Source organism: Atopostipes suicloacalis DSM 15692 (assembly GCF_900129085.1).
Lineage (GTDB): Bacteria > Bacillota > Bacilli > Lactobacillales > Carnobacteriaceae_A > Atopostipes > Atopostipes suicloacalis.
Genome location: NZ_FQUF01000031.1, coordinates 1 through 11799, shown reverse-complemented (window position 1 = coordinate 11799; position 11799 = coordinate 1). Strand labels below are relative to the sequence as shown.

11 protein-coding genes and 1 pseudogene are annotated in these 11799 nt (G+C 39.9%); 1 reads left to right on the top strand and 11 read right to left on the bottom strand.

Going from position 1 to position 11799, the window contains the following annotated elements:
• Window positions 1–41 precede the first annotated feature (41 nt).
• From BUB96_RS08800 to BUB96_RS08790, 3 genes are all read right to left on the bottom strand, one after another.
• Window positions 42–1064 carry a lipoate--protein ligase gene (locus tag BUB96_RS08800; protein ID WP_073298482.1) on the bottom strand — a complete coding sequence of 341 codons (1023 nt, stop codon included), beginning with the start codon at window positions 1062–1064 and terminating at the stop codon, window positions 42–44.
• A gap of 149 nt (window positions 1065–1213) precedes the next feature.
• A complete protein-coding gene (locus BUB96_RS08795; RefSeq protein WP_073298481.1) occupies window positions 1214–2308 on the bottom strand; it encodes a M42 family metallopeptidase in 1095 nt (364 codons plus the stop codon).
• A 170-nt stretch (window positions 2309–2478) separates the two neighbouring features.
• Window positions 2479–3363 (bottom strand): alpha/beta hydrolase, encoded by an 885-nt coding sequence (locus BUB96_RS08790; protein ID WP_073298480.1) that lies wholly within the window; start codon window positions 3361–3363, stop codon window positions 2479–2481.
• 859 nt (window positions 3364–4222) lie between these two features.
• Between BUB96_RS08790 and BUB96_RS08785 the strand changes: the two genes are divergently transcribed.
• Complete coding sequence (locus BUB96_RS08785; protein ID WP_200789099.1) at window positions 4223–4813, top strand: uracil-DNA glycosylase family protein; 591 nt, start codon at window positions 4223–4225, stop codon at window positions 4811–4813.
• A gap of 431 nt (window positions 4814–5244) precedes the next feature.
• On the opposite strand, the gene rplT is transcribed toward BUB96_RS08785, so the two are convergent.
• The 8 genes and pseudogenes from rplT to BUB96_RS08750 form a co-directional block, all read right to left on the bottom strand.
• Window positions 5245–5604 (bottom strand): 50S ribosomal protein L20, encoded by a 360-nt coding sequence (gene rplT / locus BUB96_RS08780; RefSeq protein WP_073298479.1) that lies wholly within the window; start codon window positions 5602–5604, stop codon window positions 5245–5247.
• A gap of 38 nt (window positions 5605–5642) precedes the next feature.
• Complete coding sequence (gene rpmI / locus BUB96_RS08775) at window positions 5643–5846, bottom strand: 50S ribosomal protein L35 (protein WP_073298478.1); 204 nt, start codon at window positions 5844–5846, stop codon at window positions 5643–5645.
• A 44-nt stretch (window positions 5847–5890) separates the two neighbouring features.
• Window positions 5891–6394 (bottom strand): translation initiation factor IF-3, encoded by a 504-nt coding sequence (infC, locus tag BUB96_RS08770; RefSeq protein WP_073298477.1) that lies wholly within the window; start codon window positions 6392–6394, stop codon window positions 5891–5893.
• A gap of 633 nt (window positions 6395–7027) precedes the next feature.
• Window positions 7028–8413 (bottom strand): glycoside hydrolase family 32 protein, encoded by a 1386-nt coding sequence (locus tag BUB96_RS08765; protein ID WP_073298476.1) that lies wholly within the window; start codon window positions 8411–8413, stop codon window positions 7028–7030.
• A 26-nt stretch (window positions 8414–8439) separates the two neighbouring features.
• Window positions 8440–9813, bottom strand: coding sequence for a PTS transporter subunit EIIC (locus BUB96_RS08760; protein WP_073298475.1), 1374 nt, complete (start codon window positions 9811–9813; stop codon window positions 8440–8442).
• Between the two features lie 207 nt (window positions 9814–10020).
• Window positions 10021–10827 (bottom strand): trehalose repressor, encoded by an 807-nt coding sequence (locus BUB96_RS08755; RefSeq protein WP_268761856.1) that lies wholly within the window; start codon window positions 10825–10827, stop codon window positions 10021–10023.
• Between the two features lie 48 nt (window positions 10828–10875).
• A pseudogene (locus BUB96_RS10645) lies at window positions 10876–11010 on the bottom strand (LacI family DNA-binding transcriptional regulator); the annotation flags it as partial.
• 242 nt (window positions 11011–11252) lie between these two features.
• A partial coding sequence (locus BUB96_RS08750) for a UPF0236 family transposase-like protein (RefSeq protein WP_234945834.1) occupies window positions 11253–11799 on the bottom strand: 547 nt, incomplete at its 5' end.

Sequence of the window (11799 nt, the reverse complement as noted above, 5' to 3'; positions counted from 1 at the left end):
TGAAAAAGCCACCAAGATTGGCGGCTTTTTTATTTTGGTGTTTAATAAATTAAGCTTGTTACTTCCTTAGCGGTAATATTCCCGATATATTTTTTCAAATCAATTTTTTCTAAGGCGTCTTCAATCGCATCGTATTCGTATTTGATCCCGACGAGCTCTTTTTCAACGTCTTCGATTTCACCCATGCCGAAGAAATCGCCGAACATTTTAATGTCGGTGATGATCCCTTTGTCTACGTTTAATTTCACTTCAACCGTTCCCACACCTTCGAAGCGTTCGCTACGTTCTAAGTCAAAGTTCGGCGATTCGCCATAATTCCAGTCCCAATTTGCGGTGTATTTTTCGGCGAATTTATCAATGTTGTCCCAATCTTCATCCGTTAAAACATATTCTTGTACGTCTTCTATAGTATCCACATCGAAAATATTTAAAAGGAGGCGTTCACGGAATTCTTTGGTATTCATGGTTTGGTATTCGTCATCCATATAAGGCGTGATGTTGGTCACGCGGCTACGGATTGATTTAATTCCTTTGGATTCGAGTTTGTGTTTTTTCGGACGTAAAGCACCCACAACAGCATCGATTTTTGAATCAAACATTAACGTTCCGTGAGCCGTCATGCGACCATTTTTAGAATACATCGCATTTCCTGAGAATTTTTTATCTCCAATGACTAAGTCATTTCGACCGCGTAATTCGGCATCTTCTACGCCCATTTTGTGTAAAGCATCGATCACGGGTTGAGTGAATTTTTTAAAGTTTCGGAAAGAATCGCCGTCATCTTTAGTGATAAAGCAGAAGCAAAGCACACCTAAATCGTGATAAACCGCGCCTCCCCCACTAAAGCGACGCACCACATTTACGCCATGTTCTTCAACATACTGCGTGTTCACTTCTTCATAGGTATTTTGGTTTTTCCCAATAATAATTGAATTGTCGTTAATATAAAAAAGCAAAATCGGTTCGTCCAATTCCACTTCATTTAGTAAATAATATTCAATCGCTAAGTTGACGCTCGCGTCATGGATTTCTTCGCCATTTCGTTCATTTTTTACGTAATACATTCTTGCAGCTCTCCTTTAAATTTATTTTTCTGCCTTTATCATACGAGAAATTTAAATAAAAAACAGTTAAACAACGTCAATTAACGTCATTTAACTGTTCTTTGCAGAAAAATAGTTGTGGTTAAGGCTTCTTTAAATACAATTTTGTTCTAATCGTGTTTATGACCATAGGTAATTTGATGAACCTGCTCGGCATCCAAGCGACGGATGACTTCCTCGACCAGCTTCACCGTATTCTCGAAATCCTCTTCGTGAATGACGGAAGAATGCGAATGGAGGTAGCGAGTGGGCACGGTGATAGCGAGTGACGGGATTCCGTGTCCAGAAACATGCTGACTACCGGCATCCGTACCGCCACCCGGAATTACGGTATATTGGAAAGGAATATCCAATTCTTCAGCGACCGCTACGACGAAATCACGCAGTTCTTTGTGGGCGATCATACTGGCGTCGTAAATGATAATTTGTGGCCCTTTGCCTAATTTTGAATCAGCTTCTTCAGGCGTCATGCCTGGAGTATCACCAGCTGTTCCTGTGTCTAAGGCAAAGGTGATGTCTGGATTAATGCGGTTTGTCGCTGTCTTCGCTCCGCGGAGTCCGACTTCTTCTTGAACATTTCCAACCGCGTAAAGGGAATTGTTCCGATCTTCTTTACTGAGGTTTTCGAAAACTTTCAAAGCAACTGCGACTCCGATACGATTATCCCAAGCTTTTGCGAGCAGGAATTTCGTGTCATTTAGACGGCGATATGGAGAGTAGGGCACGATCATGTTGCCTGGTTGCACGCCCCATTTTTGCGCTTCTTCTTTGTCGCCCGCTCCGATATCGATAAACATATCTTCGATTTTATACGGTTTTTTACGTGCTTCTGCAGTTAAAACGTGCGGCGGCTTTGAGCCGATAACGCCATGTAAAATTTCATCTCTGCTCGTTTTGATTTCAACTTGTTGGCCCAGCAGCACTTGATTCCACCAGCCACCTAGTGTTTGAAATTTGATAAAGCCGTCATCTGTGATGCGCGTGACCATAAAGCCGACTTCATCTAAGTGCCCCGCAAACATAATTCTCGGTGCATCTTCTGGCCCTTGTTTTTCAGCGATAATGCTGCCAAGACCGTCTTGTAAAATTTGGTCAGCGTGTGGTTGCGCGTATTGCGTGAAAACTTCGCGAACTTCCTCTTCATTTCCGGGAACGCCGCGAGCAGTTACTAAATCAACCAGCATTTGATTGTCTTCTCTTGTCATTCAATTTCCTACTTTCTAATCTTTTCCTCATTCTATTCTAGCATATTTTTTATAAAAATTGTTGTTTTCGAAACGACAAGGTGAGGAAATTTATTATACAATTTGTGAATTGAAGCCCTCAAAACAAAATAAGGAACAAAATTTCCTCGGAAATTTTGCCCTTAAAATCTTTAGAACCAATTATAATTTGACGTTTTATGTTTATCCAAAAAGTCAATCATTACTTGCATGGTCTGTTCATTATAAAAAATACTTTTTCCATGATCCGCATCTTCCACTGCATAAAAAGTGACTTTCTGATTCATTTTCTGAGAGTGAACGAACAAGCGAACGCTTTGATTAAAAGGAACCAGCGAATCTTTGGTGCCGTGGAGGACGAGGAGGGGTTCGGTCTGCGTGCTTTCCGTAATGTAATGAAGCACCGAAGCTTTTTCGGCCGCTTCCGGATGTTGTTCAGGCGTGTAACCACCTAAAAGTTGCGCTTCTGGCGTGCCGATACTTTCGTAATTTTCACTGGGATTGTCTTCACTCAATGTAGCTAGATCGACGACCCCATATAAGTCGACGAATGCACGAATTTGCGGAAGGGGTTGAGTGGTCGTATCAAGTTTGTTTGTATTCCAAGTTGCCCAGCACATCAGCGCCGCATGTCCACCACTCGAATCCCCCATGACAAATAAATTTTCTGGATCAATCGGATAATCGTCCACGTTTTTCATGAGGTAACGCATCGCCGTTTTCGCATCTTCAACTTGGCTCGGGAATATCCCATAGGGAACCGGCAAATATTCTACAATCGCGACAATATATCCAGCGGTTACAATCTCTTTAAAATCCAACAAATGGTCGTTTAGATTTTGTTCGAACCACGCGGATCCTTGAATATGCATGACCAATGGATATTTGCGATCAACGTTGTCTTGTTGCGGATAGATGAAACGAATATGAAGATTCTTCCCTGCTTTTCGTTGATAAACAACATCCTCTCGATCCATTCGCGCTCTAACATTTTCACGATTCCCTTTTATTACTTTCACATCTTTTGGTAGTTTCACTTCAAATACCCCTCTCTCTTTTGTGTTTCTATTTTAACACGAAACCCCTTTCAAGTTGTATTTAGAGATTCCTTTTACCTTTTGTAAAATACGAGTTTAAGAGGGGATGTATGCTGGCTATGCGTGGTGGAGCGGGGCTGAACGCATATTTTCGATATTTGTGCGCGATAAAGTAGTCTGAACGCAAACTTTTAAGATTTGTGCGCGATAAAGTTATCTGCACGCATATTTGCGGGATTTGTGCGTGATAAGCGTATCTGAACGCAAACTTTTAAGATTTGTGCGTGATAAAGTGGTCTGAACGCAAATTTTTGTGATTTGTGCGCGATAAACGTATCTGCACGAAAACCTTTGAGATTTGTGTGCGATACCGTGTGTCTCCACGCAAATTTTCGAGATTTGTGCGCGATAAAGCTGTCTACACGCATATTTTCGATATTCGTGCGTGATAAGCGTATCTGAACGCAGACTTTTAAGATTTGTGTGCGATACCGTGTGTCTACGCGCAAATTTCCGGGATTTGTGCGCGATAAGCGTCTCTGAACGCAAACTTTTGTGTTTTGTGTGCGATAAGCGTGTCTGAACGCAAATTTTTGGGATTTGTGTGTGATAAGCGTGTCTGAACGCAAATTTTCAAGATCTGTGCGCGATACCGTGTATCTGCACGCAAACTTTTAAGATTTGTGCGCGATAAGCGTGTCTGCACGTAAATTTTTGGGATTTGTGTGCGATAGATTACATTGGGAGAAATTAGCGGAGACTATTTTGCGCTTAGCTTGCATATTCTTGGAATATTCCCTAGGATAATAAAGCAGGATAGTTTATGTATAGTATATATAGAGTGAAAGGCTGAACGTTTATGAAAAGAATAGATGAATTGAAATTAGAAATTATGCAAGATCCAGAAAATGCAGAATTTACTGAGCGGGGTTGGGAGCCTATCTTCGAAGCCCCTCCGACTGCCAAAATTTTAATCGCTAGCCAAGCGCCAGGAATTAAAGCGCAAGAATCAAATAAAACTTTTTTTGATGTGAGCGGAAATTTATTGCGTGAATGGCTTGGTGTTGATGAAGAGTTATTTTATAACTCTGGTTTATTTGGGATTGTGCCGATGGACTATTATTTCCCTGGAAAAGGTAAGCACGGCGATTTGCCTCCACGAAAAGAATTTGCGGATAAATGGAATCCAAAAGTCATTGAAGCTATGCCCCAGTTAGAATTAAAAATACTAATCGGAGCCTACGCACAAAAATTTTATTTAGGAAAAGAAATGAAACGCAATTTAACCGAAACCGTACGCAATTACGAAGAGTATTTACCCGAATACTTTCCCGTCGTCCACCCTTCGCCTTTAAATATCGGCTGGCGTCGCAAAAATCCTTGGTTTGAAGAAACAGTTGTCCCCGATTTACAAACACGCGTTCATAAAATTCTTTTTGAGAATAACTAATTTTTATTTTTAAAACGTGAAATGACTTAAGTTGATGAAATTTGCATAGGCAAATTTCTGCCCTCTTTATCTAAAGGAAAGATTTCGCATGGGCGAAATCTGACTACATAAGTTCTTTTTTATTTAGGGTCTGCTGGAAAATTACTTTTCCTAGTAGATTATACTTTGCTCGCGTGCGGAACCCTCGCTCCGCACGTGAGCGTACTCTTTTAGCGATTCTCCTTTGTCAAAACTCCGCTTAATTAAAGAGCGCCTCTGCTATCAAAAAGCCATCAAACTTCGTAAAGATCGACAAACTAAAAAGCAGAGTAGAAATGGGAAGGATTCCTATACCGGACACTTCCTATTTCTACTCTGCTTATTTTTCTAGTTGCTGCGTATGACATAGGCAGCTAGTGGTGCTTTTACCCAATAAGTCATTGGGGATAAAATTATGCGTTTAACGCTTCTTTGGCTTGTTCAGTTAATGCGCTGAAAGCTTCGGCGTCGTTGATTGCTAGATCGGCTAAAACTTTACGGTTTAAGTCGATGTTTGCTAATTTTAATCCATGCATGAATTTTGAATAGCTTAGGCCATTCATGCGTGCTGCTGCATTAATACGTGAAATCCATAGTTTACGGAAGTTACGTTTCTTTTGTTTACGGTCACGGTATGCATACATTTGAGATTTCATTACTTGTTGTTTTGCTACACGGTATAGTTTATGTTTTGCTCCGTAGTAGCCTTTTGCTAATTTTAGCGTTTTTTTACGGCGTTTTCTTGAAGCCGGAACACTTTTTACTCGAGCCATTTTAATCAGTCTCCTATCTTTCTTTTAATCGGGTAGAATTATTTTTTCATTGTGCTGATTGATGATGCGATACGTTTTTGATCACTTTTTGAAACTAAAGCTGATTTACGTAATTTACGTTTTTGCTTTTGAGTTTTATTCGCAAATAAGTGACTTGTTTTTGCACGGCCACGTTTTAATTTACCTGTACCAGTTCTTTTGAAACGTTTTGCCATACCTGAATGTGTTTTTTGTTTAGCCATATCCTTACCTCCTGAACAATCCAAAGTTAAATGTGTGAATATTTTTATTTTTCCGTTTTCGGTGCGAGCATCATGAACATATTACGACCTTCCATTTGAGTCTTTGACTCAACTTGGGCAACGTCGTTCATCCCTTCAGCGAAACGTTCAAGGACTTCTCGCCCAATATCTTTATGGGTAATCGCACGACCACGGAAACGAATAGATACCTTTACCTTATCGCCTTTCTCAACAAATCCACGTCCTTGACGCATTTTTGTTTCAAAATCGTGATCATCAATTGTTGGGCTTAAGCGGATTTCTTTCACGTTAACAGTTTTTTGATTCTTACGTTGTTCTTTTTCCCGTTTTTGTTGTTCATAGCGGTATTTTCCGTAATCAATCACCCGAGCAACTGGGGGTTTTGCATTAGGAGAAACTAAAACTAAATCTAGATTTTCCTGTTCTGCAATTCGTAAAGCCTCATCTCGAGATATCACACCGACCTGTTCTCCGTCTTTCCCAATTAAGCGTACTTCCTTCGAACGAATTTGTTCATTGACAATCATATCTTTTGCTATGGGGGTTCACCTCCGAAATATTTGCGAGAAAATAAAAAATGGGACTTCCCACAGAAGTCCCACGATTAATCTAAAATTAGTTCACTCATACCCCTGTCTCTCTTCGAGAATTTCTGAGACTGTTCGACACGAAGTGAGTTACAGACTCAGTATGCGTTAGCTGACCTTACTTGTAAAAGTAGGCATTGTGTGGATTTCCACACACAGGATACGTATAAGTTTCAATTACTAGATATTAGCCCGTAGATTTAACATCTAACGAGGCGAGGAGCGGGACTCCTTCTTTATTTTCCAAGCTTTTAAAGTATAGCATCTCCAGCAGGAAACGTCAAGAATTTAATAAAAAAAGTGTTTGTTTTTATTAAAAAAACACCCTCTCATCTACTCATACGAGAAGGTGTTTTGAAAAGGTACGAACCTTTCGGAAATTATACTTGATAAGATACACAAATTCAATGATTTATTTATTTTTTAAAAAATATTTTATAGAGACTATATAAACCTTGGTATTTCAATGGTTTATTTTTGTCGTTCTTTGTGTCATTAAGGAGTAACACTAAGGTCGTAAAAGGAAAAAAGAAGGTATTCTGGCCCAACCAGAATACTTTCTTTTTTTATTAATTAATCAAGCGCCCAATAAGTTATCGCCCCTTTTGCCGAGGTCTGCAATGCAATCGTGTCTTCTCCGGGTTCGGGGTACACACGAGTGGTTAAGACATATTCTCCATCATTGACGAAGATTTCCATTGAGGAGGTGTCGACAAATATTTGAATGTTTCGAATTTCACCAATGGGGGTTTGACGTTTACGACGACCGTAGCCGCTCTTTCCGTGTTTCAGGGTCAACATTTCATCCGCATAAATTAATTCGGTGTCTTGCCGCAACTTTAATTCAAAAGGCGCAGACGTTTCGAATTTCAACATCAACTCATACACTTCACCCGCAAAACCTTCCGCTTCGCCAAATGACTTCGTTTGTTCATTTTTACGGAGTTTTTTATACTCTTCGAGTGGTCGTTGGTAGAGTTGGCCGTTTTCTAAAATGAGTTCCCGAGGGAGTGTGAGTGCGTGTTGCCACCCTCGTGCGATGGTTGGGTTGGTGTATTCGGGCATCGTATCTCCAATCCCCATCCAGCTCCACATAATCCGGCGCCCTTGATCATCTTCAAAAGTGTGCGGTGCGTAAAAATCAAAGCCTCGGTCGAATTCGTGAAAGTCTGTAGTAGGATTGATTTTTACTTGAGCCCAATCTGCCTCACCAATTAAATAGCCTGCAACATGTGGATTATTAAATTTATATCGCTCGGGTAAAATACCTTGCGGAGATAAAATAAGAATTGACTCATCTTTTAATTCGAAGAAGTCTGGACATTCCCACATATACCCTTCCTCTTCCTTACCGTCGATTAAGGTTCCGTGATAATTCCAGTTTTCCAAATCTTCCGAAGTATAAACTAAAATACTTCCTAAATTATCTTCCGTTCGAGCTCCTAATACCATATAATACATACCGTCTTTTTCTAATAATTTCGGATCTCGAATGTGGTCACTATACCCTTCTGGGAATTCTTCATGAGGGATAACGACTTCACGACGTTCTATTTCAAAACCATCTGGGCTGACCACATGGACAACGTTTTGTTCACGTCCACTGTAAATATAATCGTAATCTCCTGGTTGTTTGACATTCCCGGTATAGAAAAAATGAAGTTTTTCATCTTTTTCGATTCCACTTCCCGAATAAACGCCATCTACATCAAATGCTTGATCCGGAGACATGAAGATTGGCTCTTGTTTAAAGTGCACCATATCTTTAGAAGTCATATGCCCCCAACTTGTCGCCCCACCTAATGGATTATCTGGAACATATTGATAATAAATATGATAAACACCATCGAATTGGATCGCACCATTGGGGTCATTTAACCAGCCAGTTTCTGGCATAACGTGGAAATTTAACCGCCATGGGTCTTTTTTTATTTTATTTTTTAAATCTTCTAAGCTCATCTCTTCCTACCTCATCCTAGGTTTTCTTAAATTTCTGCTAAAATATGTTTTCTTTGTGTTTGAACTAAAAGTAAGCCGACTGTAGCAGATGCAATGATTACGATTACGTATTGTAGCATTCCAAACATATCTCCAACATAAAGTAAGAGTCCAGGAATAAAGGTAATGCCCATCCCAGTAGCTGCTAAGTTAAAGATGTAAGTTAATAAACCACCAACTGCTCCTCCGACCATACCTGAAGCAAAGATTCGCATAGAGCGTAAGTTCACACCAAAAATGAGTGGTTCTGTAATTCCAAATAGTGTTGGAACGGCCGCAGAGATCATGTTTGTTCGACGAACTTTATCTTTTACAAGGAAGGCTGCTCCAATCGCTGCACCAAATTGTCCCGCCATACTCGCTGTCCCTAAAGGATTTAGCATATTAACTCCTGTGTCACTTAATAAACTTAATTCAATAATTCCTAATGAGTGATGTAATCCCGTCACTACAAGTAATTGCTGAAAACCAGCATATAACACATAGCCAATTCCAAATGGAGCACTAATCATTGAAACGAGTCCATTAATGACTGTCGATTCAATGATCTGAATAATAGGACCTAAAACGAAAAAGATAATGGCAATTGTAACTGTGAGTGATAAGAAAGGTGTGACAATTAAATCCATCACTTGAGGTACCCAAGTTCTGAACCATTTTTCAAGTCTGGAAATTAACCAACCGGCGATAATTGCTGGGAAAATGGATCCTTGATAACCATAAATATCTAAACCAAAAATAGATAAAGGTGCAGCATCTCCACCTAAAACTTCATAAGCATTTGGTAACTGTGGTGCCACCATCATCAGCCCAACTACAATCCCAATAATCGGATTCCCACCAAATTTTCTCGTAGCACTATAAGCAATTAAAACTGGTAAAAAGGCAAAAGCCGTATCTGTTAACATTCCAAAGAGAGTTTCTACTCCAGGAGACATCGTCATCCCTAGTTCAACGAATAATCCACGAAGACCCATCAATAATCCTGTAGTAACAAGTGCTGGAATTAATGGCACTAAAATATCTGCTAAAACTCTTACGAGTTTTTGTGCTGGATTCAAGTTGGCATAAGCATCTTCTTTTACATTAGACTCTGAGTCAGCTGCTGTTGTTCCTTTCATTTCTTGATTGAAATCATCATACACTTCATTTACTTTCCCTGTTCCAAAAATAAATTGGTGCTGTCCAGTTGAATAAAAATAACCTTGACTTTCTGGGACAGTTTCTGCTGCTTCTTTATCCACTACACTATCATCTTTTAATACTATTCGCATTCTAGTGGCACAATTTTCATAACTTGAAATGTTGTCTTTTCCACCAAGAACTTTCAACATTGCGTCTACTGCTTCTTTATGTTTCATCTTTCTCCTCCTTTAAATTTTAGGAAACGGAATTCCTTTTGCGGAACCGGTTCCAATTTCATGATACAAAACTATCTGATAAAATGCAAGGGATTCATTTACTAACCCTTAAATATTTAACCTTTTTCAATTCTTCTCGTGTGAATTTATTTTACAACCGAGAGCACGGACTTTCTATCGTATAGATTTAAAAGAACTAAAAGGCGATTAGCCTTTTAGTTCTTCGGTAGAGCCTTGGATTAAGAGTTGAACAGGCAATTCTGTATGCAATCTGTTTTTTCCCGTTTCTAAAGTCTGCAAGGCTGCTTTCATAATGGTTTCGCCCATTTCTGAGTGCGAGTATTGGATTGTGGTAATATGTGGCAATACATTTCGTGTTTCACTATAGCCCCCAAAACCACTGAGAGAGATTTGATTGGGGATTTGGACACCTAGCTCCATGCAAGCGTTGAAGATGCCGATTGCCATGTGATCGGTGGCTGCGGCAATGTAGGTTGCTTTGGTTTGAGGCAAATACTTCAGGGCTTTTTCATAATTCTGCGAACGCGAGAAATCGCTTTGGATAAAGGAAACTTGAGCTCCGTTTTGTTTTGCGACGTCATAAAATCCCTTTTTACGTAGAACTCCCACGGCATAATCTTCTTCGGTCACCCCTACGAAAAGTAAATGTCGATGGCCGAGTTTGATGGCGTGTTCTGCAATGAGTCGGCCGGCTTCGTAATCTTGATAAACATAGGCTGGAAGTCCGGATAGTTTTTGACCGACGATAATAATCGGGGTTTTTGATGTTCTTAGTTGTTCTTCAAGTTCTTCATCAATGGTCGTCGCGAGTAAAATGATAACGCCGACTTTTTGACGTTGGAGGAGACGAATATTTTTCTTGGTTCGTTCGATATCTAAATCAGAATTGGTGATCATGAGTTGGATATCTTCTGTATAAGCGATGGAATCAATACCTTTTAGTACTTCGTTGGTGGAGGGGGAACCGTATCGCGGGATAATCACGCCTACCATATTGGATTTTTGCGCTTTTAGGCTTTGAGCGAGCAAGTTTGGTTGGTAGCCTGTTTCTTGTACAATTTTATCTAATTTTTCGCGTGTTTTTTGGCTGACCGAGCCGTTGTTTAAATAACGAGAGACTGTACTTTTTGATACGTTGGCCATTTTTGCGATATCGTTTAAAGTAACCATCCTCTTCCCTCCTTTTCTTTTGTAGCTTTAGAATACCATATTTTATTCGATCATTCTATTCTTGTCTGTGGCGGGTCTGTGTCAAGTTTTTCTCGGTGCAGTTATTCTATCACTATTTAGGGCACTCTATTTTTGTACACTTTTACGATTCTCTTTAGCGGATCGCTACCGCGCGGCTTAAGCCGCTTGCTACACCATCTATTCTCTTTGATTCCAAAGTTCGGAATCAAAGAGAATAGACGGTTTCATTAACGAAAACTTTTAAACAAATGACCGATGGCTGATGAAGTGGGCGCATATAAAGAGATACTCCCTTGCTTGGCACCCACTGACGGTCGGAATTTTTGATGTAAAATCTTTGTAGCACTCACGAGTTGTTTATCTTTACGCACTTGACGAGCACTTCGATGAATATCTGCTAAGTAAGCTTCTCTTAATGTTTGGTTAAATACTCCTTGTTTTACTTTCACCATCGCTTCGCATCCTCTTTCGCTCCAATGCATTCCTCTTTTTTTCATTCGAAAACTAATTCGTCTCTGATTGGATTCCATTGCGTCTAGTCTACGAGCGTCCGCAGGAGCGTCTTCGATAACCGTCCGCCAGTCAAATATTCGATCCCAATTTTTTTGGATATAGGTATAAAAAGCGTTCAATTTTTCTATCTCTGAATCGAGTTCTAAGGTACTCTCAAAAGTATCCATCCAGCGTTGAAAAGTGTCAAAATCTTTTTCATTAATCGCTTGACGTACTTTGGGCTTAAAAACTTTCTCATTCATGCCAAATGTCCGATTTAAA

Excerpts from the sequence above, each read along its gene's own strand:
- BUB96_RS08800 (WP_073298482.1), bottom strand. The coding sequence starts at position 1,064 with ATGTATTACGTAAAAAATGAACGAAATGGCGAAGAAATCCATGACGCG.
- BUB96_RS08795 (WP_073298481.1), bottom strand. The coding sequence starts at position 2,308 with ATGACAAGAGAAGACAATCAAATGCTGGTTGATTTAGTAACTGCTCGC.
- BUB96_RS08785 (WP_200789099.1), top strand. The coding sequence starts at position 4,223 with ATGAAAAGAATAGATGAATTGAAATTAGAAATTATGCAAGATCCAGAA.
- rplT (WP_073298479.1), bottom strand. The coding sequence starts at position 5,604 with ATGGCTCGAGTAAAAAGTGTTCCGGCTTCAAGAAAACGCCGTAAAAAA.
- rpmI (WP_073298478.1), bottom strand. The coding sequence starts at position 5,846 with ATGGCTAAACAAAAAACACATTCAGGTATGGCAAAACGTTTCAAAAGA.
- infC (WP_073298477.1), bottom strand. The coding sequence starts at position 6,394 with ATGATTGTCAATGAACAAATTCGTTCGAAGGAAGTACGCTTAATTGGG.
- BUB96_RS08765 (WP_073298476.1), bottom strand. The coding sequence starts at position 8,413 with ATGAGCTTAGAAGATTTAAAAAATAAAATAAAAAAAGACCCATGGCGG.
- BUB96_RS08760 (WP_073298475.1), bottom strand. The coding sequence starts at position 9,813 with ATGAAACATAAAGAAGCAGTAGACGCAATGTTGAAAGTTCTTGGTGGA.
- BUB96_RS08755 (WP_268761856.1), bottom strand. The coding sequence starts at position 10,827 with ATGGTAGGCGTGATTATCCCGCGATACGGTTCCCCCTCCACCAACGAA.